This is a genomic window from Microcoleus sp. Pol12B5 (assembly GCF_036701335.1).
In the GTDB taxonomy this organism is placed as follows: Bacteria; Cyanobacteriota; Cyanobacteriia; order Cyanobacteriales; family Microcoleaceae; genus Microcoleus.
This window is the reverse complement of sequence record NZ_JAUBQQ010000006.1, coordinates 12,360-30,042: the sequence shown is the minus strand read 5'-3', so window position 1 is coordinate 30,042 and position 17,683 is coordinate 12,360. Positions and strand designations below refer to the sequence as shown.

At 44.7% G+C, this 17,683-nt stretch carries 9 protein-coding genes; 2 read left to right on the top strand and 7 right to left on the bottom strand.

Annotated elements, in window-relative coordinates; all coding sequences use genetic code 11:
• Window positions 1-144 precede the first annotated feature (144 nt).
• Window positions 145-5,436: an AAA family ATPase gene (locus tag QUA24_RS05215; RefSeq protein WP_333227781.1), complete on the bottom strand. Its 5,292-nt coding sequence runs from the start codon at window positions 5,434-5,436 to the stop codon at window positions 145-147.
• A 705-nt stretch (window positions 5,437-6,141) separates the two neighbouring features.
• Between QUA24_RS05215 and surE the strand changes: the two genes are divergently transcribed.
• Entirely contained in the window at window positions 6,142-6,819 is a 678-nt protein-coding gene (surE, locus tag QUA24_RS05210) for a 5'/3'-nucleotidase SurE (protein ID WP_333227978.1), read from the top strand.
• A gap of 275 nt (window positions 6,820-7,094) precedes the next feature.
• Here the strand turns inward: surE and QUA24_RS05205 are convergent, their stop codons facing one another.
• Complete coding sequence (locus QUA24_RS05205) at window positions 7,095-7,238, bottom strand: hypothetical protein (RefSeq protein ID WP_333227778.1); 144 nt, start codon at window positions 7,236-7,238, stop codon at window positions 7,095-7,097.
• A gap of 725 nt (window positions 7,239-7,963) precedes the next feature.
• On the opposite strand from QUA24_RS05205, the gene QUA24_RS05200 reads away from it, so the two are divergent.
• Window positions 7,964-8,836, top strand: coding sequence for a pentapeptide repeat-containing protein (locus QUA24_RS05200; RefSeq protein ID WP_333227777.1), 873 nt, complete (start codon window positions 7,964-7,966; stop codon window positions 8,834-8,836).
• A 146-nt stretch (window positions 8,837-8,982) separates the two neighbouring features.
• Here the strand turns inward: QUA24_RS05200 and QUA24_RS05195 are convergent, their stop codons facing one another.
• The 5 genes from QUA24_RS05195 to QUA24_RS05175 form a co-directional block, all read right to left on the bottom strand.
• Window positions 8,983-10,197, bottom strand: coding sequence for an FAD-dependent oxidoreductase (locus tag QUA24_RS05195; protein WP_333227775.1), 1,215 nt, complete (start codon window positions 10,195-10,197; stop codon window positions 8,983-8,985).
• Window positions 10,198-10,588: 391 nt separating this feature from the next.
• Entirely contained in the window at window positions 10,589-12,121 is a 1,533-nt protein-coding gene (locus tag QUA24_RS05190) for an NAD(P)/FAD-dependent oxidoreductase (RefSeq protein ID WP_333227773.1), read from the bottom strand.
• 302 nt (window positions 12,122-12,423) lie between these two features.
• Window positions 12,424-12,909, bottom strand: coding sequence for a CRR6 family NdhI maturation factor (locus QUA24_RS05185; protein WP_333227771.1), 486 nt, complete (start codon window positions 12,907-12,909; stop codon window positions 12,424-12,426).
• Window positions 12,910-13,084: 175 nt separating this feature from the next.
• Window positions 13,085-15,034 (bottom strand): DUF3685 domain-containing protein, encoded by a 1,950-nt coding sequence (locus QUA24_RS05180; RefSeq protein ID WP_333227768.1) that lies wholly within the window; start codon window positions 15,032-15,034, stop codon window positions 13,085-13,087.
• A gap of 47 nt (window positions 15,035-15,081) precedes the next feature.
• Window positions 15,082-17,292, bottom strand: coding sequence for a hypothetical protein (locus QUA24_RS05175; protein ID WP_333227766.1), 2,211 nt, complete (start codon window positions 17,290-17,292; stop codon window positions 15,082-15,084).
• Window positions 17,293-17,683: the final 391 nt, after the last annotated feature.

Here is a 17,683-nt window from a genome sequence, read left to right as displayed (position 1 = left end):
TTTGGATTTTAGCACAGACGTGGCGCTCAGCTTTCGATCGCACCTTCCTGAGTCCGCGCACCATTTCCAAAATTGTTGGGCGTGAAGTCGGTTTCGATTGTCGGACGCTCAAACAATTTACCAATTACCAATTACCAACTTGCGTTATTTCTGTTTTAGGACTACCAACGTAATGTCGTCAAAAACTTTATATTTGTCAATATGTTGCAGCAGATTATCAATTACTGCTTGTCGAATTTCTTCAGCCGTTTTGTGGCAATTTTCTTTAGTCACTTGGCACAATCTTTCTATGCCGTAATACACTTTATTTATATTTACAGCTTCGGTAATTCCATCTGTGTAAAGCACTACTACATCTCCTGGATTAAGATGCACTTGAACTTGGGAAACAAAATCAGCAATATCTTCCTCTAATCCGACAGGAAAGCCGAGCTCAGTTGTATCGATCCGTTCGATGTTACCATCAGTACGGACTACAATTATTTCTTCATGTTGACCGCTGATGGTAAAGTTACTATCTTGATAATCTAACAAAGCCAAGGTCATGTTTTTAGACGAGTCTATGCGCTCGATATTGGCATAAAGGGTGCGGTTTAACACATCAAGAAACTTCACCGGATCGGTTTCGTTCATTTGTTGGAGAGTGCGGACAGCGGTTTGCGCCATAATCATTAATACGCCACTTTCTAAACCATGTCCGGTAACATCGCCGATGCTAATTTTTACCTTATCATTTTGGGTTAGCACGTCGTAGTAGTCGCCACCAACTTCATCGGCAGGTTGCATATATCCTGCTATTTCTAATCCTTTAATTTTATCTAGTTCTGATTGTTTGGGCAAGATCATTTGTTGCAGTCGTTTCGTGACTTCTAACTCAGCACTGAGGCGGATGTTTTCGGCTTTAAGTTTGTTGTTAAGGCCGCTAATTTCCTGGTTTGCTTGGGCGAGTTGGGCGGTGCGTTGTTGCACCTTTTCTTCTAAAGTTTGATAGAGACGGGCATTTTCGATGGAGATCGCAGCTTGGGCGGAAATGATGTTGAGGACTTCTAGGCGATCGCGCGTAAAAGCCCCCGCTGTTAAATTATTTTCTAGGTATAAAATGCCTACCAACTTACCTTGATTAATCAGGGGGCTACACAAGATAGATTTAGGTCGCTGCTGAATAATATATGGATCCGATGCAAACCTGCTTTTATTCGTTGCATCATCGATCGCAAGAGTTTCTTGCGTGCGTTCTACATAATTGACCAGCGAGATAGGAATCTCTTGACTTTCAGCCGCTGACTTGGAGATTAATTGACATCGTTCACCCGTACACTGAGCTTCAATTTTCCACTTACCTGCTGGGTCAGGTATGATGAAATAAAACTTTTCTGCTCCGGCATTTTCCAGCAAGACTTGCATCAAATTCGAGAGTAACTTATCTAAATGAACTTCCCCTGAGAGCGCTTGGGAGGCTTTGATAATTGTTGATAAATCCAGCTCGTTTGCAGCACCTGAACTGGTAGAAGTAAGAGTGGTTCTGGTCTGAACAATCGTTTCGCTTCTTCCACTCGTCAGGCTGTTTTTCCTACCGACGACTGGTGCGAGTAATTCAGAATAGCGCTCTTCTAAATCTTTAACTTTTGCTTTTGCTCCCCAGCGAATATAAGCATAGTAAGCGTCTATCATGTAGGTACGCGCTACTTTCTGACGACCTAAAGTTAAATAAAATTCTGCTGCTAGTTCATTGGCGAGGGCTTCGTGCTGGACGTATCCATTTTCCTTGGCTCCATCTATCGCCCGGTCGTAATATTCCATTGCTGAGAAAGATTGCCCTAACACGCGGGCTTTTTCTGCCTCTACTAAGTCATACTTATGCTGGTAATTGGCTGGGCAATGGAACGCCCAATATTTCATCTTTTGCTGATTTTCTTCTACTTGTTTCAGGTATTGTTGCTGCTTTTCCTCAGTTTCCTGAAAATACTGAGCTAAAAGAGCAAGAGAATAGTAAAAAATATGTTCTGAAAAGCTAAAGTTACTGGGGAGCATTGTTGAATAATTGACTCCTGTAATACCATGCTCTATAGCCATTGCATAATCTTGGAACAAATAGCAAAGCATGGTTTTAGCAAAAAACACTCTAAACAAGGCAATTGTATTATTAATACTTTGAAGATATGCGATTGTCTCTTCTTCATTTAACAGGTCGCCAATTAATAGCAATTTATTGTCTGCTCGACCCATTAAATTTGCCACTAACTGACCGATAATTTTGATGAGATAAAGCTGATGTTCTTGGGACAGCTTAGCTGTTAAATCGCTATAATTTTTTTGTTGCTCTTGCACATAATCCAGATGCTCTCCCTTAAAAAGCAGATGTGAGCAATAGTAATCAGCAGCATGACAAGCATATTCTATATCACCGACTTCTAAGCCGTTATTAATTGCTTGAAGCAAGGGGTCTATAGTAGTTGCCAGAGGCTCTTTTTGATGGTGATTACTGATAAAAATATTAACGAATATTTTAGATAAAAACTCTTTTCCATTTAACCGAGCCAACAACTGCAAAGATATTTGACCCAGTTTATAGCCAGAATCTATGTCTGGTATTAGCCAAGATATGAGTGAACCATAAATAGAATAAGCGTAAATAGAAACCAACGAATTTCCGTATTGAATCGAGAGTTCAATCATAGTATATAGAATCGGTAGCGCCATTGCGCTCGATCCAAAACAAGCAGGAGGCCATATAAGAATTAAAATTTGCATTGCCGCTAGCCTGTAGCGATCGCTCATTTCTGGCAAGTTCGCTAACTCCTCGATATTTAACTCTTGGGGGGGTGATTGGGATAGGGCCACTCCCAGCATTTCTAGAACTTGCAGTCCGGTATCTACCGCAGAATTGTTCTGGTTTTTAGCGAGGTTAAGCCTAATTTTCAGTTCGTATAAGTTGACTTGTTCGAGAATTTTTTTGGCTTTTTGGAGAGTGCGATCGCACAAAATTTCCGCTCGTTCTAAATTGGCATTGAGATATTCGGCTTCCGCCGCTTCCCGATAAAAATTAAATGTCAGATCGTATCTACTTTCCCAGCTATCTTGACTCAGGAGTTCTATACCTACATTCAAATAATTAACAGCGGCTTCATATGCAGTAGCTGCCTTCGCTTTCTGTCCAGCAATCAGGTTTAATTCAGCCAACTCATCTTTTTCTGACTGATTAGTTAGCAAATCTGTGCCAAAATTCAGTTGGTTAACCAGAGCAAAAATATTATCTTTTCGCTCTTGCTCTGTTGTATTATTCAGCAGTAGTTGACCAATTTTCAGGTGAGTGGCTTTTTTGTCGGACTCTGGAATCAAAGAATAGGCTGCTTGTTGCACGCGATCGTGCAAAAATTTGTATTCAACTTTGATATTCCGTACAGATGCCAACTCTTCCTGGGCAAAGACTAGAGGAATTTTGTAATTTTCAGACAGCGGCAGAATCAAACCAGCTTGCAGCGCTTCCCACAAATGAGCAGCTGTCGCTATGTTTGATTCTTCATTGACAATTGATAAAACTTCTAAGTTAAATTGGTTGCCGATACAAGCCGCTAATTTTAGTGATTTTTGGGTTGTTTCTGGGAGTTTGCGAATATTTCTGGCAACCAGCTCAACGATATTGAAATCTGCGATACCAATTGCTTGGATTTGTTGAATATCCCACTCCCAGCGGTCGGTATCTATCTGATAAACCAGCAGATTTTCCGAGTACAGGGTTTTGAGTAGCTGCGTTAAGAAAAAGGGATTCCCTTGGGTTTTATTAAAAAGTAATTCAGAAAAAACTTCTATTTTGTCTGAATTTACGCTGGCATCCAGAGTGTCGGCGATTAATTGGTTGACGCTATCCAAAGCCAGCGCCTGAATGGTGATATTATTCACCACCGTTTCAGTTTCTTGAATTTTTTCTATTGTCTGAATTAAAGGATGAACGGGATTGACTTCGTTATCTCGATAAGCTCCAATCGTTAACAAATATTTGCTATCTGGGTCAGTGACTAAGAGTTGAATTAACTTTAGAGATGCCGAATCTGCCCACTGTAAATCGTCTAGGAATATCACTAGCGGGTGTTCTGGTTGACAAAAAACGCGAATAAATTGTTGAAATACCCGATTAAATCTGTTTTGGGATTCCGATGAACCCAGTTGAGGAACTTCAGGCTGTTTACCGATAATTAGTTCGACTTCCGGGATAACATCAATAATAACTTGACTGTTATTATCTAGCGCTTTTAATAAGTTTTCTTTCCAAATAGCAATCTGTTGGGAACTTTCAGTTAATAGCTGACGAACTAATTCTTGAAATGCTTGGATTAAGGCAGCATAGGGAATATTGCGCCTAAACTGGTCAAATTTACCCGCAATAAAATATCCCCTTGCTGCTACAATTGGTTTATGAACTTCATTGACGATTGAAGTTTTACCAATCCCGGAATAACCGGAAACTAACATCATCTCGGTGGCACCGAGGCTGACTCGTCCAAAGGCATCTAGAAGAATTTGGACTTCGGTTTCTCTGCCATAAAGCTTCTGGGGAATGAGTAATTGGTTGCCGCGATCGCGTTGACCGATGGGAAAATTTTCAATCTTTCCAGTTGCCTGCAATTGCTGCAAACAAGTTTCTAGGTCAAATTTTAATCCCGCCGCACTTTGATATCGGTCTTCCGCATTTTTTGCTAACAGTTTCATCACAATATCTGAGACCGCTTCAGGAATTTCTGCTACCTCTTTAGGTGGGACGGGTTGTTTGGCAATATGATAGTACACCAACTCCATCGGATCCGTGGTATTAAATGGCAACTGGTTGGTCAGCATTTCATAGAAAGTCACTCCTAAAGAATAGAAGTCGGTGCGGTAGTCAATCGCTCGATTCATCCTCCCCGTTTGTTCGGGTGACATATAAGCGAGAGTCCCTTCTAGCAAGTTGGGATTACTAATGCTTTGGTTTTTCAATTCCAAGCGCGATGAAATACTAAAGTCAGTCATTTTTACTTTTTCGGTCGCTGGATTGATAATGATATTTGAGGGCTTAATGTCTTTGTGAATTATCGGTACTTGATGGAGATAAATCAACGTTTCGGATAGAGCGATCGCTACCCTCAGCACCTCGGTTATTGACAGGTTATTGGCTGCCATAAAATGATAAAGGGATAGCCCCCCAAAATCTTCTAATATTAGCGCTAAACTATTCTGATAGTTTTCTAAGTTGTAAGTTTTGACAATTCCTTCACACTCTAAATTGTGAGTAATTATAAATTCTTGCCTTAAATTGGTGATTTGTTCAAGGCTAGGATATTGATTTTTTATTATTTTAACGATAACAAGCTGTCGATCCCGATTTCTTATCCCTCGATAAACAACGGTTCTGACTCCTTCGTAAATATTTTCTATAATTTCGTATCCTGAAAGAACGATCATTTTTTTACCTTACCCTTTTCATTAACTATTCTAAATCGATGTCATCCAGTTCATCCTGACTTGCGGTCATAAGTGACTGTGGAACGGCACAGCCTGCTTTGGTATTGCTTTGAGTGGGTTCGTTCATGTGGCTCTCCTGAGTTAAAATATAATAATGGTAACAGTGTAGATAAGTAGTTGATTTATGAATGGGAAATGAGGACTGTAACTTAGATACTATCTTTGATAAGGATTTCATATCTATTATCCCATCCCCTGCGTCAAAGCCCAATAGGAATCGACATTCACTTATTATCGGCTCTCTCGTACTTATGGTGATAACGCAAGCTAATAATTTAGCAGGATCGAGAGTTTCAACGTTCAGTCTCAGATACTTAGTATCATGTGCTACTTTTAACACCAAGCATCGGGGAGAGCCGAGGAAAAAATTATGTGATTAGATGTTTGCATCGACACTGATGTTATGAATGCTGCACAGGGGCAACCGTAACAAGTCACTTTAGCTGTCATATCAAGGTGCGACTGGGCTAAAATGTGGCGCGCCACATTTCTGGGGCAACTGTTCAATTAATGCCATGATATAAATGTGTGGCCATGCTCATACTGATGATCGCCACCAACCAACAACCAATTTGGGCTAGAGCTACCAGAAGGTTGCCAGCCTCTGCGCTCTCAAATCGCTTCTATAAAACCGACACATTTTTAATGACTATAATTTTAACCAACGACGATGGCATAGACGCTCCGGGGATTCAGGCACTTTTGCAGGCTGTAGAAGGCAAAACAATTATCGTGGCTCCCCAAGGGCAATTGTCCGGCTGCGGGCATCAGGTGACGGCTCACAGTCCGATTCATGTCGATCGGCGATCGGAATTTGAGTATGCTGTAGGGGGAACACCGGCCGATTGCGTGCGTATTGCTCTTCATCACGTTTGTGCGAAACCGAATTTAGTGCTTTCGGGTATTAACGCAGGTGGCAATTTGGGCGTTGACGTGTATATTTCGGGTACGGTTGCGGCTGTGCGCGAAGCAGCCATGCACGGTATTCCGGGAATCGCAATTTCCCACCGGATTAAAAGGCCGCTCGAAATAGACTGGGATGTCGCTACTCGCTGGACATCGCGGGTGTTAGCGGATTTGCTGAACCGGGAACTAAAGTCTGGGTGTTTCTGGAATGTGAATTTGCCACATTTAGCGCCGGGAAGTGCGGAACCGGAAATTGTGTTTTGCCAGCCTTCGACGCAGCCGTTGCCCGTGGTGTACCGGATGGAGGGAGAATACTTTTATTATGCGGGAGAATATGGCTCGCGCGATCGGGCGGCGGGGACTGATGTTGACGTGTGTTTTGAGGGTAATATTGCGGTGACAGAGATATCGCTGTGATAGATTTGATGGGATTTGATGGGATTGGGCGATCGAACTATATTTTTTTTCAAGAAAGCCTAAATAGACGGTCTTAAATTCGATCTGCGACAGAATGTTTCATATTCATGACTAAAAACAGATTTCATTATACTTTGGGTTGAAGACTGCATATACCCTAGGTATAATAAACCTGTTTTTCGGATTATCCCACAATAGGATATCGTGATTTATTCAGAATTGATACTAATAAAACTTAAACAAATTAATGGCAATTCCAAGAGAAGTAGCTATCTCTACTTGCGCCCCTCGGTGCTACCATAATTTTTTTTGTCATCCTTCGGCTTAGCAACACCATCAGGTTGTTTCTTTGGTTTTTTGACTTCTTTATTGCTTTTTCTTTCTTTTGACATGATCATTCCTCCAGTTTGACTCAGCATAACATAGATTGACACATTTGCCTAACTGCCAGTAGAGAGGGTGATACTCTACAGATAATACTCGCTGTTACTTTTGTACAATCTGCAATATATTATCCGCTAAGTTTTGAACGAATACCCTCTACCGTTAGGCATATCGATAAATTCCTCATAAGTACAATGTCTGAAATTACTTTTCACCCCGATAGACTCAAGGAAATATTGAAAAGCACGATCGTATAACTCCTGCGAGACAACCGAGAAAATTTCTCGCTGATTAAGCTGTTCTTTATATATCTAATTTTCCTCAAAAATGACAGGAGATCAAAATATGGAGATATGACCATGCCAGCCTTCGCGACACATGAAGCAAACACAACTAACAAATTTGCAGTCTCCGTTTAAAAAAGCTGTTAGTCACAGTGGACAACAAGAATATTATTTTACTATTGATTAATAATTAGGACAGTGTTTGATGGCTTACCTATTGAGAATAACGGTTTCACCGATCTCAGTACGATCGCAACGCTTGCCAAAACACACTAGAGACCCACGATAAATCAAGGGTTTCAGACTATGACCTCAAAACGGTCGGGACTCTGAAAAAAGCACAAAGTATATGTATAAATATAAAGTTAATTGTCAGCTTTCTTGAAAGTGCGATCGCGTCCGCTCCATTTGAGATAAAATACTTATAAAGAGTGTTTATTTCTAAATAAATTTCCGCTATTAGGAATGTGACCAGTATGGAAGTAACCGAGCTGCTCAAAGAGTACGAAAATGGAAACAGAGACTTTGCTGACGCAAACCTCAGCGGAGCAAACCTCAGCGGAGCTATGTTGGTCGGCGTCAACCTTTCGAGGGCTAACCTGTCGGGAGCTAACCTGAGTCGGGCGCATCTCACCAAAGCAGAACTCAACGACGCAAACCTTTACAGGGCAAATCTGAGTTTTGCCAAAATGGGCCAAGCCAGACTAGCAGACGCAGAGCTTACAAAAGCCAATCTCAGCGGAGCTTTCCTCGTCAAAGCAAAACTGCCCAGGGCAAAGTTGAGTGGCGCCCAACTCATCGGTAGCAACCTGCGGAGCGCCATCCTCTGGAACGCCAATTTATGTACAGCCGACCTGCAATTCATCAATCTGCGGGGCGCTAACCTCACGGGAGCTAACCTCAACTGGGCCAACTGCGGAGGGGCAAAACTCAGCGGTGCAAAGCTTTTTGGCGCTCAACTAACAGGCATCTATCTCAGGAAAGCTTACATCAATGGCATCGACCTGAGCAGGACGGATCTCAATGGCGTCAACATGAGCGAAGCCAAACTAAACGGGGTAAACCTGGAAGGCTCGAACTTGTTAGCTGCCAATCTCAGCGGGGCTCAGTTGCGGGGCGTCAAGTTGATGGGAGCAGATTTAACCAGGGCAAATCTGGTGGGAGTTTCTTTGGCGCAGGCAAACCTCGATTGGGCTAGGCTGTGCTATGCAGACTTGAGCGAAGCCGACTTGAGCGGGGCAACGTTCACGGGAGCCAACTTTGAGGGTACTCAGTTAGCCGGATCAACCATGCCCCCATCTATGAGCAATGATGTCTACTTAACTGCAGCACGTGGTGTCGCAGCTTAGGCAAGGTCAAAAATTAATTTCGCATCCGAGTGGACGACTCTCGCATGGGTTTAACTTTTGATACAAACATCATTACTTTTGTGAGAGTGTTGCACCGGCAAGAAATTTACTGATATTTGCGAGAGTTTGTAGCATCACAATTGAGTTCACCCGATTAATTTCGCGACTCGCAAAGCAGAGGTAATGGCTCCTTCGTGCAAACCATCCCCCAAATAAGCTCCCGCATGATAAGTGTGGTTCTCGCCATTAGTCTCGATAACTTCATCTCGATATCGAAAAGACTCCACAGTGTACAGCGGCGTGTGATGTTTCTGAATGTGAATAATGTGCTTTTGGGCGATCGACTCTTCCAGATGAAAAGCTAAACTGTACTCTCGTGGCGAGGAGATGCCGCAAAGCTGATTCAAGCTCGCATTATATCCCCATCCCTTCTCCGTCTCGAAAAAATCAAATTCTGATAACTTGCGGATACCGTAGCGATCGTACATCGATGTATCCGAATGCAGTACAGTGGTTGCATAATTGGCTTTCCACGCCGAAAACCGCTTCGTTTCCGCCTCCGTCGGATCAGATAATAGCCTCATAACTTGATCGGGTGGCATCGCAAAAACCACCTTATCAAATTCCTGGATTTCCCTATCAGAAAGCACGATTTTTATAGCATCCGCACTTCTAAAAATATTGGCAATCTCCACATTTAGCCGTATATCGCCCTTAAATTGCTCCAAAATCTTTTCAATGTAAGAATACACCCCGCCTTTAATCCTCACCCAGTTGACCGAGGCATATTCGCGCAAAACAGGCATCGCTAATTCCGCCGGAAAATTGTCGAGTAATTCAAACGGTATCGAGTAGCTATACATCGTCAGCAACTTCAGCCAATAATTGCGGACGCACGAGCTTTTCAAAGACTCCGAAAGCGGCACATCGTAGAAATCGTGCTGTTTAGCAAACCGCATTTTTAAAATAAACCCCGCCGAACGAGCGTAGAGACTATCAAGCCGCAAATACTCGATCAGACGTTGGATTCCGGTAAAATTTTTCCGGATAGAGACCTTAGACAAAAAGTGATCGCCATCTTTAAGAAATAGCGCGGAACCAATCTGCACGGGTTCTAATTCAACGCCTAGCTCCTGCATAAAAGCCACGAAATTGTAAAACACAGTCGGAAATTCTAGTACACCATTTTCTAATATTTCATTGCACTCAGATTGATTGGGCGCAACATTTTTGTTAAGCGTCCGAATGTGTCCGCCTAAAATCGGCTGCTTTTCTAATACAGTGACGTGATGTCCCTGTTTATCGAGCCAGTAGGCTGCTGCCATACCGCTCGCTCCGCCCCCAATAATTGCAATTCTCATAGTTCACTCCTAGATTGATAGAAGGAAGTTCGGCAACGGATTCTGTAACGGATGTAACGGATGTAACGGATGTAACGGATGTAATGGATGTCAGGAAGAAGGAAGTTCGGCAACGGATTCTGTAACGGATGTAACGGATGTCAGGAAGAAGGAAGAAATTCTCGTTTCCAGATAGAACCTCGGAACGCATTTCACTGTTGCTGTGCCTCGTCATTTTTAAGAGGAGGCATAGCCTCCAGAAATTCATTCCTTGGCAGAGCCAAGGAAAGGAACGAGATAATGAGAGCAGAAACGAGATATTTTTAAGAGGTGGCAGGGCAAGAGTGAAATTCATTCCTTGGCTTTGCCAAGGAACGAGAGAAACAGGAAAATAACCAATTGCCAATTTTCCTTAGCCTAAAATCGCATCGCCGGATAAACGTTGATAAAGCAGCGCCCCCGTCCAAAATGTCGGTGCAAAGCCTGGATAGCCCGATGAGGCGTTGCAGAAATAGAAATTGTTGAGGGATGTTTCATGATTTAGTCGATCGACTCCCATGTTGCGCGGCGTCAGGCTGGAACCGTAGGAATTACCGTTAGGACACCAACAGAAGCGCTCGTTAGTCGTCGGACTTCCGGTAACATGAAAGACCATGTGTTTGCGGAAATTCGGAACATAGTGTTTTTCAACTACATCTAAAATCGAGTCCATAATCTCTTGTTTCTTCTGTCTGTAAGCTTTGCGATCGGTCTCCCAAAGCTGTTTAAAATAGCTATAATTAGCAACAGTCAGAAATTCGACAATTTGACAATCTTCTGGACAATCCCGCCGCGCTTCCGTCAGTAAAGTTGGTGTTGTAATTGCAAAGCTCGGGCGAGAAAAATCATTTTTCTCATACATTTGAGCAAAAGCTTCATTTAGATCCATGTGTTCCGAATGAAACGTATTCCACTTGCCAAATCCATAGTCTCGGAGATCGATATCTTTGACAACGCAGTACACCATATAGTTAGATGCAGAATACTCATAGTTGAGTTTCCGCCGCACTGTTTTAGAGAACAGTTCCTCTCCAATCATCTTGGCCGCTCTTTTCGGGTCAAGGTTGCAAATCACCGTGTCGCCCGTGAATTCATGGGTTTGATGGGTGGTCAAATCCATCGCTTCAACTCCAGTTACTGTTCTGTTTGTCACCCTAAAATTAGTGACTTCATGGTTTAGCAGCACCTTCCCCCCGTTGGATTCAATGACTTTAACTAAAGAATTGATGACATCTTCAAAATGCTGCGTCGGGTAAAATGCGCCTTCTTGATAGCCTCTAAACAAGGCAATCCAAGCATAGAAAGAAAGCTGATTTGGGGGCAGCAAAAAGTCCGGCCATTGCAGGGCTAATAGGGTTTGGGCGGCTTGGGGGAGTTGGAACTTGTCGAAAACGTCCTGAAGTTTACTATTGAGGTGTTGGACAGCACAGAATACGTCACCGAAATTTTTGAGCAATTCAATTGGTTTGACGGGAGGAGCGAGTTTTCTGAGTCCGTTGCCGGTTTTCTCGACTTCGTTGACGAATTGGCGAATTCTCTCGCCCGCTTCGGGAAACAGCGCCGACAATCGCCGGATCAGTTCCTCTGGTTCCGAGGGGATATCAAGTGCATAACCAGGCATTCTCATGTGGTCGTAGCCATTCGGATCGTACCGTTCAAAGGTGACATCTCGATCAAGACCGAGTTTTTTGAGAACTCGATTGACTGTATGTCCTTCGCCGCAGTCCCAAACGTAGTGGAATTGGGCATTAAAGGTGTATTTATTGGCCATCGTAAAGGTGTGACCAAAACCTCCGGGATGCTCGTGAGCTTCGAGGATGTGTACGGTTTTGCCGGAGTTTGCCATCAAAGCTCCGAAAACCAGTGCTGATAAACCACTGCCGACGATGAGGTAATCTGTTGTCATGGTAAATTTCCTCGATCGATTGAATGGGGCGATCGTTGTCTATTTAAACTAACTATCAATTCTGAGAAAATTCTGAAGTCCAGCAACAATTTTTTGAGGCGCGCTGGTTTAAGGATTGTATTAAAGTCTGATGGCGGTTGCTGTTAAGCTTTATTAAGCTGTTGTGGATGGAACTTATAGCGGCGGAGGCGGACTGGAAAGCCCGCCCCACAAGCGAAGAAACCGAATTTCTACCTTTCTACTTAGTCTTTAGGTATAGAGTCGCCTACCTAATTAGGACTATGTTAATTTGAGCGAGATGCTTATTTGTGGGGCAAAATCACATCAAAAAAAGCATCCTCCAAATCATAACCAAACATCTGCGACATCGCCATCAACTTCGATTTACTGGGAATTCCCTGCTGATTCAACCAATCAGTCAACACAAAAATTTTGTTCATCAAAAACATTTCCAAAGCTTCAGGATTGTACTGAATACCTTGGGTGCGGTGGAACTGGTGCGGCACCAACATCGCCGCATAGCGCGCCAATTCTCCCGCTTTCCAATCCAGCAAAAATGGCAGCCAAGGATAACAAGCATCCAAGCGAATAAACCACAGCCGCACTTCGGGAATTTCCGAAATTTCTCGCGGATCTAACTCTTCGCGCGGATACTCAATTTCAAATTGTAGCTGTTGTTCGTTTTGGGCGATCGCTCCTTCGGCCAGCCACTTTTCAATCACACTCCGCACCGGAGACAAATCTAAACTGTTTATGCGATCGGCATCTATCGCTATCATAATACTCATAAAAAGTCAACCCATTTTAATTTTTAGATTAATCCCACAGATGAATCCGGGAGGCGAGTACCCAATTGCTTGATTGTCAACTGTCTACCATGTAGTTATCATACCACCACCTATAAATATTTTAGCTCACTGATGACTAATGACTAATGACTAATGACTAATGACTAATTACTAATTACCCATTTTTCCCAAACTTGCTATCTTGCAAAGAATTACCAATCCCCTGGATAATTCCCCGCCCAATCAAACCAATTCCCCGCCCTATAACCTGAGTCAAAACATAAACAACGCCAGCACCCAACAACGAAATAACCGCGCGAACTCTAGGTGCGATCGCATCCCTGGTTTCCAGCACTAAAGTCAAGGCCAACTGCCACCCAGAAAGCTGTACTAACTCCAGATTTCTTGGAGCATAAATAGAAATTTTCTTAATTCCAGAATCGCCCAAAATAAACAGCCAAAACCTGCTTTCAAAAATAGCTTTCGGTTCCACAAAATATCTATCCCAGCTATATCTCCACGACAACTCATTCCGAAACCGCTCAATTTCTCGCGTCGAAATCAACTTACCATCGTAAAAAATTTGCTTGATTTCTTCAATATTTGCCAAATTATTTAGTAGAGGCTGTACCACTCCGCTAGCAACTTGAATTGCCAAATTTTCCAACAAAGCTTCAGCTCGCTGCATTGCTGCCGGGCTGCCAGCAACACAAGAAATATTGTCAACAGTTAGAGGAACTTCAAATAGCAAATGTGCAAAAAAATCAACTGTCATCGGTATTTTATCAAGGATTTCTGCTGCAACTACATCAGCATCTGCCAGCAGCATCGGCACAACTTCTACGCCGCTGCCTGCCAAGAGATAAGCAGGGCTTCCCCCTTGACTTTCTCCCAGTTTCAAGCTTGTTTGACTGCCATCAAAAACCAGATTTTCTTCCGTTTGCAGTGTATAGTATCTGCCAAAAAAATCTATAATTGTCGCCTGCCATAAATCCCGTAAAATAGCAGGCATTTTTTGCGACAATTGAGTGTGCTGCACTTGCGAAAAGCGCAATTCTTCCAGCAAATCCTTTAACTTATGCAGGATGGAAGTCATCAATTCACGCTTTTTGGTCGATCGCAAAATATCGATTTCCAAAGGCAAGCCAGTCAAATTCACCAAATCAAACTGCAATTTAGCTGCCGCCGAGTCAAACAAGCTACCTTGCCAATTAGTTGCAACCACCAAAGATTCAGCCGAAACTTGGGAATTCGTTAATTGCGATTGAGAATTATTTAACAAATTCTCGCCTCTAATTTTTTCTTTCTCCCCTCTGCCTTCTCCCCTCTGCCTTCTGCCTTTTTCCTTCTGCCTTCTTCCTTCTACCTTCTCCCCTTTTTCTTCAAATAATAACTGACTGACAATCCAACGAGCTGCGAGCAATTCTCTGCGGCGCCCGCTGAGTACAACCCCATCTATAATAGAGGGCAAATCTGTGGGAGCTGCGGCTCTGAACTCTTGCAAATCAGCTTGGACAACTGCCAAAGTTGCATCTATTTCCCGTAGTCCAGAACGATAAAAATAAGCCAGTATTTTTTTGTGTACGGGCGTATCAATTGTCGAATTATCTGCATTTTTATCTGCAATTGCTGCGTAGTTTTCTACTGTTTGAACCACCGCTGCATTTAGTTCTATTTCCGAGTTAGCTGCTGTATCCGTCGCCCAATAAGTGAGACCAGATGCCACAGCGCGAATAGCTTCGATTGTCAAAGAAATATCTGTACCTTTAGGACAATAGCCATTCGCGCCCGCCGCCTGTATCTGGGCCAACAGCTCCGGTGTCAGCGGCCCGCCTAGCAGCAACAGGGGCAGGTTGGGGTACAAAGTTTTGAGTTCGCGACAAAATGCCAGGGCCTCTATTTGACCCGATCGCAAATTTAGGGTCTCAACAGCCAAAATTACCAAATCTGCGGGCTTCTTGGCTGCTACCGAGTCGATCGAGCGAGATTCGAGAACCCGCAAAGCCTCGGTTGCGGTTGAAATCTCTGCAACAACTTGCAAGTCTGGATACTGCTCGCAAGCAACTCGCAGCCCCAGCCGGAAAATGGGGTCGCTCTCGATCGTCAGCACTTGGAAATTACTCACTTGATTTTAGATTTGAGATTTTAGAGAGCGATCGTGCGAAAACCCAATTACTCCGGGAGCAAATTAGCATCAGGAGGCCCAGCCGATTCAGGAATCGAGGGCGGCGCGGGTTCCGGAGCCGGAGCCGGAGGAGCCGGAGCCGGAGCCGGAGCCGGAGCCGGGGCCTCTTCTCTCGCGGGCGGATAGTAAGGTTCCGGCTCTGGCGCGGGCGGATAGTAAGGTTCCGGTTCCGGCTCTCTAGCAGGCGGATAGTAAGGTTCCGGAGCCGGGGCCTCTTCTCTAGCAGGCGGATAGTAAGGTTCCGGAGCCGGGGCCTCTTCTCTAGTAGGCGGATAGTAAGGCTCTGGTTCTGGCGCGTACTCCTCCTGTCGCGGAGCTGGCGCGTACTCCTCCTGTCGCGGAGCTGGCGCATACTCGCGAGCGGGTTCCGGCGCGTACTCGCGAGCTGGTTCCGGCGGCGGCGCACTGTTGGCTCTGAGTTCAGCACTCCAGCGCCCGATCGCACCTGCTGCCTCTGAATACAGCGCCCTACCGTAACCGATTTGGGAAGCCGTATCGATTGCCGCTCCTAGACTGCCTTGAGATGCCAATGCCGAAGCTCGATCAAGAATCGGTCTATCTTGAGCAACTTGCAGTTCACTGACCCACTGATAGACATTATCCTGAGCTTTCGCGTACAAAGTCCTACCGCTCTTAATTTGCGAAGCTTTTTCAATAGCAGCACTAAGTTTTCCTTGCTTCGCCAGGGCGATCGCTTCATCCAAAAAAGGCTGATCTTGAATAACTTCTATGCGTTTCGTCCACTGAGCCAAGAGAGTTTGCGCTTCTATCCTGCGGGGGCGGTTTTGAGCAACCAGGACTAACTGAGCCATACCGCCCTTGAGGCCTTCAACCGTCTGCGGTTCTGCCAACTGCTTCGCCAAAGTCAGAAAAGATTGGTCTTCGATCCGCTGAATTTCTCGACGCCAAGCAGCCACCAAAGTTTGAGCGTGAACGCGCCGTGGCTGCTTAAGTCCGATGGTTTGCGCTTGCTCGATCGCGAGTCCAAACGTTCCTATCTGACCGACACTAGCGATCGTACTCGCCACTTGCAGTCGCAGCAAATCTTGAAACTGCACCTGCAAATTTTCAATTTGAACTTGAGCTTGCTTGTACAGAGGGCGACCCGGAGCTATTTGGCTAGCAGCCCCCTGCCCTTCGAGCAAGCTAAAAATGTGTTGTGGCAGCGGAGTTGATATCGACTGGTTCCACGTCACTGCCTGAGCTCTACCCAACTGCATCAAATCTTGAGCTTCCGCAAACAGTAGCGAATCCTGTGGCACAACAGAAGCAGCCTCGATCGCCGCCGGCAGGTCTTTCGCCCCCAACCGCTTAGTAGCCATTGCCAGCAAAGTCCGGCTCCAGCCCTCAATTTCCTTTTCAGCTTTAGCGCGGGCAAAAAGCTGCGAGTCTATTTTGCGAGCCAGGACGATCGCCTCAGCGAACTTTTGCGGAGTCTCGTCCTTCGCCAAATCTCTAGCCTCTTCCAAGCGCTGCCAGCCGTTTCTTTCCAAAGAAATCTGCTGGATCAGCTCGTTGTAACGCTTCTGACTCCAGAAAACATTTTCCAGCTTGAACAAAGCTTGAGCATAATCCCAAGCCTTCCTTAAATCCTCACTTTTCAAAGCTGCTAGGGCTGTATCGTAGAGTTTTTGGCCCTCCTGCCAATTTTTTTCCCAAGCAGTCACAGCCTCCTGTACCTCTGGGTAAGATCGACTGGTTTTCGGAATTTTCGCCACAATCTCTAGGGCGCCTTTCAAATCGCCCCTCTCAATTTTGGCCCTGGCAAATCCCAGAATGGCTTTCGACCATTCCCCTATCAAATGTTGACCTTGCGAGTGTAGCGGATGTTCTTTCGGCCAAGCCTGCACCAATGCCATTGCCGATTCTAGCTGTTCTAGCTTCCCCGACTTAGCAGCTTGTTGAGCGCAGTAAAGTCGCTCTCCGTCCGCCGCCAGCGGCGACAGTTGCTGGCAATTTGGCGGTGGCGGCATCGTCAGCAACCACAGAAATGCAGCGGCACCGGTTACTCCAAATCCCACCAGGAGACTCAGCCAGATTAGCTGCCACTGCCAAAAAGTTCTTTTCCCCTCGGTCGGCAGCGCCGTTACTGAGGAACTCGCATCGCCTGTCGCCTCTGCACTGAACTGTGCCGTCGGTTTGAGGGATGGGTTGTATTGCGGTGGTGTGTGGAATTGGTCAGATTGTCGTCTCGCCATTACTTCAGCTTGTCCTGTAATGCGCACTCTTCACGTGACACTCCCACATCAAATCATAGATTGTGATGTCGGCTTCTGACTCCGGTTAAGGAGATCGAGAACTTCCTTCAAGGTACTGGCCATCTTTCCCTCTACGGCGTTTTATAGTGAGGTTCGTGTCCAGCCCCACTGATTGCTTCCGAGTATTTTAGGCTCTCGAAGCACGTAAATCATACCAGTTATCAAACAGTTATTGACAGATTCCGGGGCTGTTTGGCAGAAAAAACAGTATAAAGCCCCGTCAGTCGAGCAATTTTAGATTTTAGATTTTAGATTTTAGATTTTAGATTTGACTCCACAGATGGATTGGGGGGGCGATTAAACTAAGGTCTAATATTAAATCCGGGTCAGA